This window comes from Olivibacter sp. SA151 (assembly GCF_054130995.1).
The window spans coordinates 2,570,131-2,588,072 of the sequence record NZ_CP096391.1 but is presented as its reverse complement, the minus strand read 5'-3'; the positions used below and the strand labels follow the sequence as shown (position 1 = coordinate 2,588,072).

Genomic DNA, 17,942 nt, shown 5'->3' with positions numbered 1-17,942 from the left:
TTTAAAACTCGTTTAGACGAGTTTTAAATCTTGATTGATCACGCCCCTGTTGATGATAACCTCATAAATCGCTTTTTGAGCAACTAGACCTCCCCTCCCATCAATGGATCTGTTTTGGAGATTTCACCTGTTTCCACATGTCCCGCAAAACGTTCAGACCAGTAAGCGTCATCGGCAAGCCGCACGCTGAGATCATACCATTGGTGACTATCTTTCAAGTCCATCACAATGTCAACGCTACTACCGGCTGATAACTTACGATGGACAGCTTCTTTTTTGTAGCTATTATCACTTACAATCACTGTTTTTTCTGATTTACTGTTGTTCGTTAGCTTAATCACTACATTGCCTGTCAATCGCTTTGTCTGCACATCATGTTTTTCATAAACACAATTAACCGCTATACCCGGGTGTTTTTCATTCCCGATAAATTCGCGATAAAAGCCATTGGGAGCATACACGCGTAAGTGATATTGACTTTGCCGAAAAGCGGGTACATTCCAGCTATCCTCCAGTAGATCACCAGCTGCGACCGCGTATTCCCAAGTACGCAATACCTCATCCTTATAGGGATTCATCGCGTAAACCAAAAAAGGAGCGCCCGCCGCCTGTGCGCCGAAAGCATCTTGACCGGCTACAAAACGGACATGATATTGCTGTTTTGCAGTATCGTAAGTACCGTCTACATAAAGTTCATAAGGCAAAGGACAGGCGAACTTGGTTCCTCTCTCCTGTTTTGGAAAATAGAGAGAAGCCTTAGGATCTTCATTGATTTGCGTAATTTCCGCTTCCTCCAAGGCTTTGAAATTAGTAGGTATTTCCTTGAATTGCGCTTTATGAATATCCTCCAAAAAGGTTTGTTTATCCAGGAACCCGGGATTTGTTAACTGCTCGCCATGATAGGGTCGAAAAACCGATGTCAAATCTCCACATATACTCCTACGCCAAGTCGTCATGTTCTCTTCTCTTACTTGTTTATTGAATTTACGATCGAGAAAGCGTTCAAGAAACTGTAAGGAGGAGGTATGGTCAAAAACTTCAGAATTGACGAAACCACCTCGCGTCCAGGGTGAGGCGATAATCAAAGGCACGCGATAGCCTAAGCCAATAGCGCTTTCGCGAAGCCGATCTTCCATTGCCGAAGGATTGGTCTGTTGATCTTTCGTCACAAAGTCCATCCGGCTATCTATTTTTGCAGAAACCTTCCCTCTATCCTCTTCGTAGGGATTCGGAACCGCATAGGGTGGCACATGGTCGAAGAAACCATCGTTCTCATCATAAGTTAAAATAAAGATCGTTTTTTTCCATACCTCCGGATTTTCCAATAGAATCTCCAATACTTCATTCACATACCAAGAGCCAAACCACGGGCAACCTGGGTGATCCGAGAAATTGGCCGGCGTCATTAACCATGAAACGGTGGGTAAAGTACCTTGTTTTACGTCTTTGCGAAACTGATGCAACACATCCCCTTTCGGAATACGTAATTCACGATCGACTCCCCCATCTGTATATTTTAATGTAGTAAGCTCATGAAAATAGGGATCCTCATTGTTTACCGTAAAAGCTTTGCTATTCAAGGCTTTTTCTTTATCGCTTAAATTTTGATAAGCTTCCTTTGTATAGAGCAATTGATCTGCTTCAATCATTTTCAGCACCTTTTTTGCTGCTACCAAACGTTGCTTGTTATCTGCCGACGTGCCTTCACGCTCAAGCCTGTTGATCTCCTCTTTTATCAATTTTTTGCGTTCCGCCAAATTGGAAATGCTACTCGGATGCAAACGAACGTTATAAGCCTGAAAATATTCCATGACATTTGTACCAAAATTGCTTAACCAAGCACTTTCCTCCCCTTTTAGGCCAAGGCCCATCGTTAACTCATTCTGATATATTCGCCAAGATATACCCTGCTCTTCCAAACGCTCAGGAAAAGTTTTCCAATTCAACTCCGGCTTGTTATAATTGCTGATATTCCATAGGTGCGCTTTCGCATCCACTTCATTACGCTCGCGTACGGTTCCCGTCATCCAGTACCACCGATTCGGGTGCGTACCGGTAATACTCGAGCAGAAATGCTGATCGCACACCGTAAAAGCATCAGCAAGCGAATAATAAAAAGGAAAATCAGAACGGTCGCAGTAACCGAGTGTAAGGGGTATATCTACATAGGCTTTGTTATAAGGCTTTTTCACTTCTAACCAACGATCGTATTTCCCCTTGTTACGGGCATCGGTCTGATCTGTCCAGCCATGAGGTGTTGAACCCATCCAAGGCACTTTCGTTTCTTTTGTATTCAAGCGGAAAGGTGCATAGGTTTTCCCTTCCGGATTGGATTGAAGCCAAACGCGGTTTTTATTGGGCAATTCGATGGCCCGTGGGTCGTTAAATCCGCGCACACCTCGTAAGGTGCCATAAAGGTGATCGAATGATCGGTTTTCCTGCATTAAAAAAACAACGTGCTCGGCATCGTAGAAAGTGCTTCCTTTAGCCGGATTGATGGCCAGTGCTTTCTGAATAGTAGCAGGCATTATATGTGTCAAAGCAGCACTCCCTGATAGAAGCGTTGCTTTTTTGAGAAAATCTCTACGTGAATTATTCATTTTAAAAATCGTTACAATGTATTACCTTAAAAACGCAATCTCAATGGAAACCTCATACAGGTTACCCGACGGGGAGGATGTTGATACTTCTTATAAAGTTGGGTAAAATATGCTAAATTTACCAAGACTAGTTCAGTGTCGCCGGTTTTATTTCAAAAAATACACCTCGTCATCCGCGTTGTTGAAGTTGATATCGCCAAAACTATTCAGAAAATTGAAAGTTAGTTTTATATCAATATTATTAAATCATTAACTCGGCGACGAGGCCGTCGATCTCCGGATTTGCGATTTGCTTTGCGCACAAAACTTTTAGAGGTCAAAATGACGCTACCGAATTTGAAGGAAATGAAGTATATTAGTCCATAACAAAGACAATTTTTTCCAACCGCATGCTGTCATATCAAGTGTTAGCTTTACATCTTAATGAAACATTATCTATCTGCCGTATTAGGCTTCGCTATTTGGGGCACTTTTGCTCTAGTACTAAAACCGTTAAGTGCTTATGCGGCGCTGGATATTCTTATTCACCGCGTCATCTTTGCTGCTATTAGTATCGCTTTCGTTTGTTTTATGTTCAGAAGAAAACAAACTTTTGCCAGTATCCATTATGTCAAAACAATATCGCCAAAAGAAAGAGTAAAACTGCTGATAAATATGTTCTTCAGTGCCATTATGCTCGGGTTGAATTGGTTCTCGTTTATTTATGTGATGAATGCAGTCAGTGTCAACGCCACGTCTTTGGCCTACCTGATCTGTCCGATCTTAACGACAGTTCTAGCCAGCCTTTTTTTGCGTGAAAAACTGAATATAGGACAATGGTTTGCTGTACTGTTAAGCTTGATTAGTTGCCTTATCCTTGCATATGGCCATTTTATGGATTTGATTTACAGCATGGTGATCGCGCTTTCGTATGCAATCTATTTAGTGCTTCAAAAGAATACCTTTCAGATGGATAAATTTTTCACATTAACCATTCATATTGTCGTGAGCACCTTCTTGCTGCTCCCGATTTTAACGGTCATTGATACTACGGTACCTAAAACAATGACATTCTATGGCCTTGTTGCAATTATTGCAGTAGGTTACACCATTATTCCCCTGTTCCTCAATATTTTTGCTCTTAAAGGGTTGGATTCTTCTATTGTCGGCACCTTATTATATTTAAATCCCATCATTAGTTTCTTATTGGCCATTCTATATTATAAAGAACCGATCAATACGGTTCAGCTTATTGCCTTTGGAATGATTTTCACGGCCGTTGTGATTTTCAACATCGCCTATTTGTACGGAAGGAAGAGAAATATGGCATTAAAGTAAGTCAAATAAACCGGTAACTATTCATATATAGCTGATTTAAGATGAAATTTCGGCTATCTTTTTGGTGATTCTATGTAGTATTTCCGACAGGATTAAGGCAAATACGACAAATAGAACAAATACCATATAGCCCGGTTGTAAAGAGGTATTGTTTGTTGCAATACTCGTAATATTGTCTTCCTTGATGTTTAAAACGGCTAACTGAGAAGTTAGCATACTGTTCATACCAATATAGGTCAACATGATTGCCACCACCATGACGTCGGCCATGCTCCATTTACCGGACTTGAAAGCGAAAAAACGGACGAATTTATTCTTTCTGCTCGACTCGCGCAAGAGATAAAGGCCCGATGAAATCAGCTTACCGAGCGGAAAGAATACACTGAATATTAAAATGAGCAGACCTACCACGATGGAATCGATCTTGGCATTCTTCAAAAGAATTACTACCACATCGATAATACTCTTGCTCTGAAAGAAAAGAACTTGGTCTTCAAAAATGAGATGTTCTCCCATTAAGTGGAAGTCTATCTTCTCCAACCTTGCTTCCACCTCAATCATGACCGATGAAACGCCTACAATTAACACAATGCCAGCGGCTAAAAGTGAAAAAATAAATAATGATTTTTGCAATTCCTGATGATCGATGAAATATTTCCACAAGGCCAACAACAGTAAAATACAGGCAAAAACAACAAGCGTATACGCATAGCTCTCGTAGCGGATATCGGCAAATAGTTTATCCGTCTTCTTTTTGAAGCCGGTACTGTTTCGCGCACCGTATTTACTGAAAATGGCGTTGGTTACTTTTCGTTGCGCCACCATAGAGCTGTCGAAAGTCGTTTCTTTTACTTCATCCAGTTTATCTTCGGCCAGATTTTTCAAGGTTTTCTTGGTGGATGGTTTGTTTACCTGATCGACAATGGTTTTTGCAAAACCGGGAACCTGATCGTGTAATTGATCTTCATCGACAAAAACATTGACTGCCGCCTTCCGTATTTTTCCTTTGATGCTCGTTTGCCTTTTCGTCAGATTACTCATGGCTTTATCGATCATAGCATGAAGCATTTTTTCCACTTCTTTCTGCAGCTCAACCCTTTGCTCCGGCGTAAAACTGAACTGCTGAATTTGTTTTTCAACTATTGTAGTTATCTTTTCTTCCCATTTATTAATAGAAAGAATGCCGAATGCAATGCTATTTACGGTACTATAGTCTTCCATGATCTGCACTTGCTGCCGTGATAGGGCATTGATACGGTACCCCGAAAAGGCTATCAATAACAACAGCAAGCTCAGCCCTATGGTGAGGAAAAGTTTAGTTTTTGAAAACATAGATATGTATTTAATCTTTCATATAAGTTAAGGATATATTACATACGATATGCCTCCCTATATTGTTTTACAGATCTAAAAAATTTTCGGGATGATTTTCACATTAATTCAACCAACCTGTGATCGTTACAGATTATATTAAACACTTTTTCATAAAAACAGGAAAAATCCTATATGAAAAATAGTGTTATACCTCTTTCATCGTTTCGCTATATTTCTCACTTTTGTTTCACTCAAGCATCCTATCTATCGAAAAACATTAGGTGCGAATTACCAAATGTATTTCGGCACCGGCATGACCGACAAACGTGCATGCCTTAAAGAATTAACAAAGGGAAAGTGACATGGGAGGCGGCTTCGGCCGCCATTTTTTTTTACTACTCTAGCAACTGATTCATCAAATTTCACATGTATTGCCGGTTTACCTTCGCACTGATCTGATCATTTCATAGCGAAGTCCTATTTAATGCATTTTTAGCCGCATAATGAAATAATGCTGCCGAAACTAGAAACAGGCCGGCGAAGAAACCATTAACGCCCAATATTTCGATGACCGAGCTGCCATGATGCTGCATACCTGCAAGAAGGGCAATTGTTGCAAGCACTACCAGTGTCAGTACGGTGACATACATGGCACGTTCCATGCCGGCCGCTTTGAACTGCGATAGCAAGGAGCCAACGATCACGACGATGGCTACTGCTATATACATAAGGTTGCCGATATTTGGGCCGCTGCCGATCAGGCCTACTGCTAAGTTGGCCCAGATCATTAAAAAGGTGGCCACGACCATTATGCTGATGGCAATTCGATACATGAGATTGGGCGATCGCCTAACCAGCCACGTAAATGAAATCCCCGTTCCGGATATAAGCACTCCCATAATAATAAAATCAAGCGGGCTCCAGTTTACCTCGTTGGTAAAGTGCATGGCTACGAAAGGGATCAGCAATAGGAACAGGGTCACACATGCGACACCTATAATAGATGAATAAATGCTGCTTTGCTTTTTCATGCTTGTAAAATTTAGTGAATAATCGAATTGTTATTTCTATTCAAAAGTACTTTGTATTTCAAAGTAAAACAAGAAAATTCGCAATTTTATTTTCATCACCGCCTGGTAAGCAATTCTCCATTAGGCGTACTATGTAAAGCCGAATTTTTGAAGGCTAAAGCAAATCAGTGGACAGAAAAATTAATACAAGCTAAACACACGATTAATGCAACGAAATTATCTTTGTCTATATAAAAAATCGCCTTCTCATAATTAGGTTTATAATTGGTTAGCGAACGCTCCGTTACTCCCCATTTCGGAGCGTTTCTTTAGACTCCCCACAACATGGTTATAGGCAGGTAACAAGAAGAAGAACAACCCCTTAATATATCACAGGCGTACCGAAAGAAGTACTCCACGTAATGCAACCGATTGCGTTTATTGCCAATTTTGTTTTCCTTCTTTTTTATACTACTATTGCTTTTACATTATCCTTAACTGCTGTACAGCGCTTAAAGACCGGATCATGTTACCAATGGGCCAAACACATCTCAAAGAATGAATGTTATGGTTTATTTTAACCTGTAGATGATGAAATTGATTATTTTTTGCCTTGTATTCCTTCTATCAGCCACATCAACTTTTGCATTCGGACAATCCAAAAAGCGTCCCAATATCATTGTTTTTTTGGTTGATGATATGGGATGGCAGGATAGTTCGGAGCCCTTTTGGACAGAGATTACGTCCTTAAATCGGAAATACCATACGCCCAATATGGAACGTTTGGCAAAAGAAGGCGCTAAATTCACCAATGCCTATGCAAACCCCGTATGCACGCCTACACGTGTCAGTATGCTGTCGGGCATGACAGCAGCTCATCATGGTGTGACGAATTGGACTTCTCCCGCTCCTAATAATAATACCGATGCTCTTGATGAACAGTTTGGCGCAGCATCCTGGAATTATAATGGTATGAGCCCGGTGCCGAATATTCCGCATACCTTTCATGCAACCCCTTTTCCGAAAATTTTGAAAGATGCCGGCTACTTTACCGTTCATGTAGGGAAAGCTCATTGGGGCTCTGCCGGAACGCCGGGGGCCAATCCTTATAATATGGGTTTTATGGTTAATATCTCGGGCCATGCCGCCGGACATCCACAGAATTATTTGGGGCAGGAAAATTATGGCAATCTTCCGGGCAAGGCAAGTTGGCAGGCTGTACCTGATCTGGAAGAGTATTATGGAAGAGATACCTTCCTCACGGAAGCACTCACTTTGGAGGCAATCAAGGCACTGGAACAGCCGATTAAAGAAGGGAAGCCATTTTATTTGAATATGGCGCATTATGCCGTACATGTCCCATTGCAGGCTGATAAACGCTTTTATCAAAAATACATCGATACTGGTTTAGGAGAATCTGAAGCGATGTATGCCTCGTTATTGGAAGGTATGGATAAAAGCTTAGGCGATCTGATGGACTATCTACAGGAAAAGGGAATAGCCGATAATACCATCGTCATTTTTATGAGTGATAATGGAGGTTTGAGTTTATCGCCACCAAGGGGTGGATCACCGCATAGCCAAAATTTACCTTTAAGGGCCGGAAAAGGCTCAGTTTATGAAGGCGGAATCCGCGAACCCATGCTCGTGAAATGGCCCGGTGTTGCAAAAGCCGGTTCGGTGGTAAACCAATACGTAATGATTGAAGATTTTTTTCCCAGCATTTTAGAAATGGCAAGTGTTCCATCAACAGAAATTGTGCAAAGCATCGATGGCAAGAGTTTTGTGCCCTACCTTAAAAATCCCAATTTGAGCGACTCAACACGTGCATTAATATGGCACTCGCCAAACAAATGGACAACGGACGATGGCCCGGGTATCAACTATAAAAGCGCTATTCGGAAAGGGGATTGGAAGCTTATTTATAATATGCGTGATACAAGCTTTGAGCTATATAACTTAAAAAATGATATTCAGGAATCACATAATTTAGCTGTTCACTATTCGGATAAAGTGAAGGAACTCGGCCAATTGTTAAGCGATAAATTAAGAAAATGGAGGGCACCTATGCCAATAAACAAGACAAGTGGCCAACCTGTCCCCATGCCCGACAGGCACGACTAAACAGCAATGTGGTTATTGTTGATGTGACTGATATTCAAAAAGTCAATTGATAAAGTGAAAAGGCAACGACACTTACGAATTAGCTATTTTCATCTTTCGTTGGCCCGCCGATAAGGACTTTGTTTTCTTGAAAGTCAGAATATCGGTGAGCTCATTAGCGGAAAGCGATTGAGATTCGTAAGTGTCCAAACAATCTATTTCAACGTCCAGCGTCATCGGGTTCTCGGTAATCACATACGTATCATTCAACCAAATCAGTCGAATATCTCCTATCGTTGTAATCTCTAATTTGAGTAATTTACTTAATAAAGGTAGTTTCAAATGCATGGCAATAATTTTTATTCTAATATACCACCCTTATATTACACAAACGATTGTTTATTATTAATTTTTTATTTTTTTGTGCGTTTTATAGAAATTTCAGTATAATATCATTCCTAATGAACCGATGTCTTCCTTCCCGAATACTGTATCGGCTACGAAGATTTCCTTTATTTGTTACGTTCGGCTGCTAAAATAGCAGCCAACTCCTTCACGATCTTCGGATGAGTATCTGCCACGTTATTTTTTTCACCCATATCTTTTGATAGATCATATAATTGCGGATGTGGCGCATTTCCTAGCTCTGTGTCGGTTAACTTGGCATAAGCCCGTCCATTGCCCGGCTCAATGTATTTCCATTTCCCTTTAATAACAGCTAGACTTCCGGCGTGTTCAATCAAGTGACTTCTTCCCTCTTTATCTTTTCCAAGAAAAGTGTCCCATAAAGCCTGACTATCGAAGGCCTCTCCTTTCGGTATCGCCTGCCCCAGCATATCGGCAACGGAGGCGAGCAGATCGATCTGACAAAGAAGTGCATCTGAAGTAACACCCTTAGCTGCTCCTGCCCCACTGACAATGAAGGGCACGCGTGTACCTCCCTCGAATATACTGTATTTGCCTCCTCTTAAGGGCCCGGCAGGCATATGCCCATTTCGTTGGCTTACTGCACCATCTTGATAGCCATCATCCAACACCGGTCCATTATCACTCGAGAAGATAATCAGCGTATTGTCGGACAAGCCGAGTGACTCTATTTGATCCATGATCTGTCCAACGGTCCAGTCCAATTGCAGAATAGCGTCTCCTCGGTAACCTAGATTGCTTTTTCCCTTAAATATAGTAGCGGGCATACGGGGCACGTGGGGTTCAGTCAACGCAAAATAAAGAAAAAAAGGTCGCTCTTTATTCCGTTTTATATATTTCTGCGCAACCGAAAGAAATGTGGTAGAAACTTCCTCATCGACCCATCTTGCCCGATGGCCACCGCTCATATAGCCAATACGTCCGATACCGTTTACAATGGTTTGACTATGCCCTTGTCCGGGTGATGAATGCATTTTCAGCAACTCCGGATGTTCTTTACCTGTGGGGTCATTGCCTACCGGTTGTTGGTAATCTACTTCTATCGGGTCGTTCTGATCAAGCCCTAACACGCGATGATTTTCCATAAATACGGTGGGTACACGGTCCGCTGTTGCGGGAAAAATAAACGAATAATCGAAACCGACCTCATTTGGGCCTGGCTTTACATCTGTATTCCAATTCTTCTTCACCTGTGTCCCCAGACCTAAATGCCATTTACCAACCACGGCGGTGTGGTAGCCCGCCTTTTTAAAAATTTTCGGCAAGCTTATACGATCGGTGGGAATAATCAGCTTTGCATCGCCCGGAAGGACGCCCGTGCCCTGCTGTCGCCAAGGATAAATACCCGTCATCAAGCCAAAACGGGATGGGGTACAAGTGGCAGAGGTTGTATGTGCATTGGTAAACCGTATACCGCTGGCAGCCAAACGATCGAGGTTGGGTGTCTGTATTTTTGTAGCGCCATACGCACTTACGTCGCCATAACCCAAATCATCAGCGTATATATAAATAATATTTGGTTTCCCGGATTTTTGCTGTCCGTATCCGAATTGGGAACTTAATAAGGCAATACTCAATAAAATGAGGCCCACCCATGGTTTTAAGTTGTTTGTTATTGGTGTCATTTTAGCATCTTTTATTCGCTACTACGTTCATTAGCTTGCTTTTTTCCTCATACAGCCGGTAGACCAACAAGCCGCGTTCGTGCGGTTAGCGATTCGTTAAATCATCAATAAGCAATAAAACTAACAGTTCTAGTTCACATTATCCAGTAGTGATTAAACGCAACCGATTGCGAAAAAACAGTTTAGCGCACCGCTGTCCAATACGACACCATCAACGCAAATGATAAGACATCTTAGATCTGCTTTATTAAGTTGACGTTTACATATAGTGACAAGAAATATGTTTAGACAAAATAAACATCTGCGTTAAAATTGTACTATTTAAAACAAAATCATGCGCCTACCCTCCTTATAAAGCTTAACATAAATTTAATTTTTGAAATAGTTCATTATAAGTAAACTTTGTTTATATTTGAAAATTGATTTAATATTTAAATTTTATGTCTAATGAAATAAAAATGGTTGTTTTTGATATGGCCGGCACCACAGTAGATGAAGATAATATCGTCTACAAAACATTGCAAAAAGCTATTAATGAAGCTGGATTTGACTTTAGCTTAGAACAAGTTTTAGCGGAGGGTGCCGGAAAGGAAAAGAAACAGGCAATCCGTTCCATACTTGCCAGGTATGAAAACATAGAGAACGAGGGTTTAGTTGATTCGATTTACGAGAGCTTCAGGCAGCAGCTCGACCAAGCCTATGAAAGGGAGGAAATTGTACCTCAGAAGAATGCCGAAGAACTTTTTCGAGCGTTGAAAGAGCGGAATATTTTAGTAGTTCTCAATACGGGTTACGATAGGATTACCGCTCAGTCGATTATCGATAAATTGCGATGGAAAGAGGGTGAGCAAATAGACGCGCTGGTAACCGCCAGCGACGTACCGGAAAATAGGCCTTATCCCGATATGATCCATTTTGCCATGAAACGTTTTAACATAACGGATGGCAGTCAAGTCGCTAAAATAGGAGATTCGACCATAGATATCAAGGAAGGTCAAAATGCCGGTTGTGGTTTAAATATCGGTATTACTACCGGTGCACATACTGTTGAGCAACTAGAAACGGCAAATCCGGATAAAATTATCGGCGATTTGATTGATGTATTATCTTTATTGGACGAGGTTACTGCATAAATTTCGTTGTTCATATATAGAAACAGAATCAACATAAGTGGTGTCTTAAGTGTAGAAAGAAACTTTCAGGCACCACTTATCGTATTCATTTATTCTTCTGTCTCGATACGTTCTTGCAAACAAGTAATGGCATCATATAATACCCCCGCTTCCCCTCTAAAGGTTCCGGAACCTTCGGGTTTATTATCGCGAGTATACCATTCGAAAAATCCGTTATTCTTGATCACACGATCCACCATCGGCTTTAGCTGTTCATAAGCTTCTTTTTGAAAGCCATACTTGACTAACTGCTGAATCATTCGTCCGCCAAACCAGGTCCAATCTCCGCCATTTTGATAGCCGTAAGGGTACATACCTTTGTTCTTGAACGCACCTTCGGGATAAGTGGGATAAAGTGTTAAACCAATGGTTGCGGCTCCTGATTCCTTGACGTTGGCAATCATCTTGTCCAAAGAAGCTTTAATCTCGTCTTTATTTAACAAGCCAGCCTCAATAGCTATTGCTGTACCCCCATGATAGTAGATTGCATTTTCGTCAAAAGTGCTATCGAATGGTGAGCCGTTCAGGTAAAGATGGGGGATAAATTTTTGGCGCTCAGCATCCCAGAGATGTTCCATCGTGTTCTTCGCAATATGCTCGCGGATGGGCTTCCATTTTGCTGCTTTTTCAGGTACCATCTCCATAAAATTATCTAAGGCGATCAAAAACATGGCGTTATCATAAATATCGATCGCCAGGTGGGAATCGTCGGTTAGATAAACACCCCAATCATGCTCGGGTTGCACATCGCCCCAATCAGCTGTTGTTGCCCCCCATAGCAGTCCATATTTTTCGTTATATCGCTTATTCATTAGAAAGGATAAGGCTTGCTCCATCCGATCGCGTACAGGGATTGCACCTACTTTAAGGTTTAAAAACGTGGTGTCCTGCGTTGCTTGCAGGTATTTATGCACGGCCTGTATTAATGAGGTCTCCTGATCAGTTTCCACGGTGTTTTTATGTCCTGCGTAATGGGGTGCCAGATCGTTATAGATATAGTCATAACCTCCTTTGCTCGGTTTTACAGTAGATTTTGGAACAAAACCGTCAACAATATTACCATCTGTTCCTTGCAATTGGAAAAAGATAACCAAGTTATCCCTTAAGGTGTCTTTTGGGTGAGCTTTTGCAGCAAGGTTAATAAAAGTGTTATAATCGCGAATCCAAACTTCACGGTATCCATCTCCTGCATTAAAGCCCGTGCTTACCACCTTTAAGGCTCGCTCTTTCACTATATTTAGATTACTGTCAGCTGCAATTATCTGTGCTAATGTCTGTTCCTTATTCCTGCTCGTTTGGTTATTACATGCGTAAATGCCTAGGCAAACAAGGAATGAGATTATTGTAGTTCTTTTCATTTTTTATCTATTTATCATTTGTTAGTCTGCCGGGGGAATACCGCTGATACCCCATGCTTGATTAGGTTCGGATCCCATTTCCAGAACTAGTGTACCGCCTTTTAACACCTCTGCAGCCGGTAACCAGCAATCGTTCCATACTTTTCCGTTCAGATAAGCTTTTTGTATGTAAATATTTCGTTTACTTGTGTTTTTTGCTTCAATGGTAAAGCTTTGACCTCTTCCAAAACGCCCACCGAGATTAACTGTCACTTTCTTAAAAATGGGGCTGCCGATCTCATAAATTGGATTGACGCGGGTTCCCCCATCGGTCTGGAAGAGTCCTAACGCATTCATGACAAACCAAGCGCTCATTTGCCCTTGATCTTCATCACCCAAATATGCATTTGCTTCGCCATGCCCATAGTAACGCTCCATAATGGCACGACTCCATTTTTGTGTTAGCCACGGCCGCTTAACCCAGTTGAATAGAAAGGCAAAGTGCATGGATTGTTGGTTTCCTTGCACCACCGGATAATCCCAGTATTGATCATTCGGACCATTGAAACGCCAGCGGTAGCTTTCACCAAAGCCCCATTCCAATCGTTTGACAAAAGTTTCTTCACCAATTTTTTGTGCTAAACCTGTTACGTCCTGCGGCACAAAATAGGTCAATTGCCATGCATTTCCCTCTACGTAATGCTTATTAGCTCCTGATTTGAAAGGATCAAAATCAGGTAACCAGTTTCCATTCTTATCCCGCATCCTTGCATAACCCGTTGTAGTATCAATCGCATTTTTCCACCAGGACCCGCGGTCGGCAAAAATTTGGTATTCCTTTTCTTTACCGAGGGCTTTAGCAAATTGACCGACAGTCCAGTCGTCATAGCTATATTCCAGCGAATTGGAAAAGCGTCCTTCATCGAAAGGAACATAATGATGCTTAAGATAAGTCGCCAAATCGCGATTGCCGGCATAACCTCCTTCTACCGGTCCGGATAAGGTTGTCTGCATTTTATACGCTGCTTTAAAGGCCTTTTCTACATCATAATTACGGATTCCCATTTGATAAGCCCCTACAATAAGTGGTATCTCATGTTCAGCAACCATCACCGGAATATATTCCATACCCGCCGGTCCTTTGGCCAACCAGCCATTGGCATCGTACATTGCCAATTGTGATCGAACCCATTTATTTGACCACTCGGGCGTAATCAAGTTCCAGAACTGATTAAGGTTCCAGAAGGTATTCCAAAAAGCGTCACACCCTAGGGCCCGATCGCTTGTATCACTAAAACGGCGTACCTTTTCATCTGCAGACACCCAGCTTCCATCTACGTCACTAAAGGTATTCCTACTCGCTAGGGAACGATACATATTGGTATAGAAGCGTTGTTTTTGAAAAAAATCGTCTGATTCTATATGCACACGATTTAATAATTCGTTCCAAACTTCTCGCTGATTGGCTACTGCTTTATCGAACGACCAGCCAAAGGGTTTACTGATTTCCTCCATCAAATTCTGCTCCGCCTGCGTTAAACCGACAAAGGAAATACCGGTTCTGATTTGTACAGTATGCTTCTTTCTTAGGTCGAACTCTACAAACATACCGGCGTTTTTTGCATGACCAGTGGATAGTTCCGGCTGTTTTAACACCTGATTGTCCTTCCAAAAACCCAGTTGTTGAATACGCTGGTCGAACTCCATCACAAAGTATACGGTATAAGCCTGATCAACACCGCCTGACCAGACACTTTTCGATAGTTGTTTACTATATCCAACAATGCGGTTAGGTGCAATTTGCTTTAAACTTGCTTCTTCAATTTCATAAGGATATTCACTTGGGATTTGTAGATCGACCATGACGCGGCCAGTGTCTCCACGATGGTACGTATAACGCTGCAAGCTGCTACGCGTACCCGCGGTTAATTCTGCCGTAATATCATAATCGGATAAATCTACCCGATAATAGCCTAAAGGGGCTTTTTCGGTCGACTTATCAATTCTGGATCGGTAACCACTATCAGGCTGGTGCTCGTCACCGATACGAATCTGCAAAGGGCCTGTCGTCGGAAAAGTCCCCAAACCGGCCATGGTCCATTCGTGGATATGGCTAAAAGTACCGATCGACTCAATGGTAGGGTCATATCCAGCTTGCCAGCCGCTATTCTGATTATCCGGACTCAACTTCACCATGCTAAACGGCATCCAAGGGCCCGGAGCGATCATCCATCGTGAATGGGCTGCCCCCATCATGGTATTGACATAAGTCGCGGGGCTAGCTTCGCTTTGCGCCGATCGGAGCACCTCACCGCTCTCCTTCAGCTGTCCATTAACAAACAGCGTGTATTTGCTTTTTTTGGATTGCTTAACAGCCGGCATCGGCGCTTCGAAAATGTAGCGTCCTGAATCAAGCTGCCGCTTAAAAATAGATTGTCCCTCCAATTTGACTTCAAGAACGGGGCTTCCTTTTAGGGAAGAAATATCGATCAACAAGGGTTGATAACGCTTACTTGCTTGTTCTATTTCATAGTCAGCGGTTTCTACACTTCGGATTAAGGCATCATTTGTCGATTTTAAGGAAACTGTGGAGGGTCCTTTCAATAAGAGATTATCGAAAACAAGCCAACCACCTTGAAGGCTTGTCAATTGAATCTCATTGAAACCATTTCTTAACAAATTAGGTGGTATTGATATTTCAATCCGTTGAGCATCTGTATTCGAAAAAGGACCGACGGGTTCGGCCTTTCCTTTACTGCTTTTTAGTTGAAAATGATGAGCCTGTCCGTTGATGGTAACTTTCAATACCGGCGCACGGAGTGGATCAGTCTGCAATATATTAGCTTCGAAATAAAACTTGTCAGCTTTATGCAGATGCGCTAACTCAAAGTCAATATTTAGGACATGCGAACGTATACCCGCAGTTGGTCCGGTACCTCCCCATTTCGTTGCCGGCCCCGGTAGTACATAAGGCCACTCCTTAGTAGGATCTGAATAACCGATCAGAAAAAAACGATCTTCAAAACCGAAATCATGTGCAATAAATTGCTGATATGCATCGGGTGCCAAGGCCATCCCCTGTGGGCTATGATCGGACTTACCAATTTCCCATAAGATTTTTAAATCCTCGTTAGCACGCGCGGTCAGGGAAACCAATACGGTAAGCAAGGCCCATGTGTATTTTTTTATTCGCATCATTCTTTTTATTGATTTAAACAAGCTTCATCTTTCACGAAGGCCACCACCACTTTTGCTTTCTTTTGTCCCAAGTTTCGAAGGCTATAACCGTGAGCTGCTGCCGGGATTGCAAACGTTTCTACGAAGTTAAACACATGCTTCGATCCATTAGCAGTTGTCAACTCAATCGACTCTCCTTCTACCAACATCAATACATGACATTGCCCGTGCGTTAAGATATTAACACGATCGTCAAATTCGTAACGGTCAACCGTGTAGAAATGTTCAGGATGTGTTGGCAAGTGAATCACGCTGCTCTGTTCATCGAGCACCTGTTGTACCGGTTTTGAGATCAGTGTATCTATAACAGCCTGCCCCTTCCGTGAGAAATCTAAGTTATCAAAAGCCCGATCAATATTTAAAGGTCGTGGATTTCCTTCTAAATCCGGACGAACCCAATCGTACATCTTGAAAGTAAAAATATAAGGTGTCGCGCTGATTTCCAGTACCAGGTTATTCTTACCGGAAGCATGGACTGTCCCGTTCGGAATCAGGTATAATCCATGCTTTTCAGCAGGAAATTTCTGCACGTAATCTTCAATATTCAAGGCTTCATTTTTCTCGAAACTTTGCTCCAGTGCCTGTTTGAAACGTTTGGGTTCGATGTTGTCCTGAAAGCCAAGATAAACCTTCGCGTCTTCCTCACAATCAACAATATAATAAGTTTCATCTTGTGTAAAACTTTCGCCAAAATTTTCTCGAATGTAAGCGGTTCTTGGATGGCACTGAATGGATAGATTTCCCCCCTCATAGGTATCCAGAAAGTCGAAGCGAATAGGAAACTCGTCACCAAAACGTCGATGTGCTCTTCCTAATACATTTTCGCTTTCCTGATACATCAGTTGATCGAAGGAAATCTCTAGCTGGTTTCCTCCGTCTGTTAGCACCAGGCCGTTTTCGGGGACAATCATCTCAAAAGACCAAGCATAATTAGGAACTTCCTGGTCTAGACCAGGTAAATGATTTTTTAACCATTGTCCTCCCCACACACCGGGTTCGAACCAAGGTCTGACCCTAAAAAAAGATTGTGACATCTGCTTAAGGGTCTTCCGAAGGGCGTCGCCATACATCCAAGAGATTGTATCCGATTCTTGCTGATCTGCTATGATACTGATGTGAGGCAGTAGCGCCTTTTTATGTTTATTCAGGACAACCCAATCAACAAAATAAAAACGTTTGTAGGTTTGTTTGTTATCTTGCAGTCGTTGCGCACCCAGATTGCGTACCAAACCGGCACGCATACGCTTTTGGATGATGTTTTTAGGAAGATCGATATAGACTATCGGTGCCGTTGAACTACAAAGTGCAGCGCCGCAGCCATATACTACTATTTTCTCTGCGCTGCCATTGTAAATCAAACTTTTAAGTCGGTCTCCATCAAAAAAATCGACTAAGGATAAGGACGTTTTCGTTCCAAAGATCGGATCGTCACCTCCAAGAAAAGGCTGTACCATGGTTTCAATGCTCGATGTTGGCAATAAAGCTTGATCAACCGACACGAATCGTACTTCTTTACCAAGGCTTTTAAACGATGCTTCCAAATTGCTCACCACGGTATGCCAATCGACACCAATATAACCATCAAGTAAACAAAGAGGTAAATCGCCTAAAATATTGGTAACCAACGCCTCAAAGCCTTTAAAAATTTCGCCTTGCACCGGATAAGTCGGGCATATTTCATAATTCAGGTTTACTTTTCCATTGGCTAATTCCATTTCCTTTTGTTGTTGTTCCATAATATTAATCTTTCTTTTTCGTATCTTCTTTTATCCTTAGTCGAATTTTAAGTAATCAGCACATT

Annotated in this window: 11 protein-coding genes; 3 read left to right on the top strand and 8 right to left on the bottom strand. The window is 41.9% G+C overall.

All coding sequences use genetic code 11. From position 1 onward, the window contains the following. Nucleotides 1–83: 83 nt before the first annotated feature. Entirely contained in the window at nucleotides 84–2,600 is a 2,517-nt protein-coding gene (locus tag M1D52_RS10495) for a phosphocholine-specific phospholipase C (protein WP_437392532.1), read from the bottom strand. Nucleotides 2,601–3,023: 423 nt separating this feature from the next. On the opposite strand from M1D52_RS10495, the gene M1D52_RS10490 reads away from it, so the two are divergent. Then, nucleotides 3,024–3,917: an EamA family transporter gene (locus tag M1D52_RS10490; RefSeq protein ID WP_013667474.1), complete on the top strand. Its 894-nt coding sequence runs from the start codon at nucleotides 3,024–3,026 to the stop codon at nucleotides 3,915–3,917. 36 nt (nucleotides 3,918–3,953) lie between these two features. Here M1D52_RS10490 and M1D52_RS10485 read toward each other — a convergent pair whose 3' ends face one another. Together M1D52_RS10485 and M1D52_RS10480 are read right to left on the bottom strand one after the other, a co-directional pair. Then, entirely contained in the window at nucleotides 3,954–5,249 is a 1,296-nt protein-coding gene (locus tag M1D52_RS10485) for a paraquat-inducible protein A (protein ID WP_437392531.1), read from the bottom strand. Nucleotides 5,250–5,695: 446 nt separating this feature from the next. Continuing rightward, nucleotides 5,696–6,262, bottom strand: a complete 567-nt coding sequence (locus M1D52_RS10480) for a hypothetical protein (protein WP_437392530.1) — start codon at nucleotides 6,260–6,262, stop codon at nucleotides 5,696–5,698. 567 nt (nucleotides 6,263–6,829) lie between these two features. Between M1D52_RS10480 and M1D52_RS10475 the strand changes: the two genes are divergently transcribed. Continuing rightward, on the top strand, nucleotides 6,830–8,365 hold the full coding sequence (locus M1D52_RS10475) for a sulfatase (RefSeq protein ID WP_437392529.1): 1,536 nt from the start codon (nucleotides 6,830–6,832) through the stop codon (nucleotides 8,363–8,365). A 72-nt stretch (nucleotides 8,366–8,437) separates the two neighbouring features. Here the strand turns inward: M1D52_RS10475 and M1D52_RS10470 are convergent, their stop codons facing one another. After that, complete coding sequence (locus tag M1D52_RS10470; protein WP_377610468.1) at nucleotides 8,438–8,692, bottom strand: hypothetical protein; 255 nt, start codon at nucleotides 8,690–8,692, stop codon at nucleotides 8,438–8,440. Between the two features lie 164 nt (nucleotides 8,693–8,856). Beyond that, nucleotides 8,857–10,395 carry a sulfatase family protein gene (locus M1D52_RS10465; protein WP_437392528.1) on the bottom strand — a complete coding sequence of 513 codons (1,539 nt, stop codon included), beginning with the start codon at nucleotides 10,393–10,395 and terminating at the stop codon, nucleotides 8,857–8,859. Nucleotides 10,396–10,835: 440 nt separating this feature from the next. Here M1D52_RS10465 and M1D52_RS10460 point away from each other — a divergent pair, with 440 nt between their 5' ends. Further along, complete coding sequence (locus M1D52_RS10460) at nucleotides 10,836–11,528, top strand: phosphonatase-like hydrolase (RefSeq protein WP_437392527.1); 693 nt, start codon at nucleotides 10,836–10,838, stop codon at nucleotides 11,526–11,528. Nucleotides 11,529–11,617: 89 nt separating this feature from the next. Here the strand turns inward: M1D52_RS10460 and M1D52_RS10455 are convergent, their stop codons facing one another. Genes M1D52_RS10455 through M1D52_RS10445 form a run of 3 tightly spaced genes read right to left on the bottom strand, consistent with a single transcriptional unit; the run spans nucleotide 11,618 to nucleotide 17,877 of the window. Then, nucleotides 11,618–12,925 (bottom strand): glucosidase family protein, encoded by a 1,308-nt coding sequence (locus M1D52_RS10455; RefSeq protein WP_437392526.1) that lies wholly within the window; start codon nucleotides 12,923–12,925, stop codon nucleotides 11,618–11,620. 21 nt (nucleotides 12,926–12,946) lie between these two features. Beyond that, nucleotides 12,947–16,102 (bottom strand): GH92 family glycosyl hydrolase, encoded by a 3,156-nt coding sequence (locus M1D52_RS10450; protein ID WP_437392525.1) that lies wholly within the window; start codon nucleotides 16,100–16,102, stop codon nucleotides 12,947–12,949. A gap of 5 nt (nucleotides 16,103–16,107) precedes the next feature. Continuing rightward, a complete protein-coding gene (locus M1D52_RS10445) occupies nucleotides 16,108–17,877 on the bottom strand; it encodes a class I mannose-6-phosphate isomerase (RefSeq protein ID WP_437392524.1) in 1,770 nt (589 codons plus the stop codon). Between the last annotated feature and the right edge of the window lie 65 nt (nucleotides 17,878–17,942).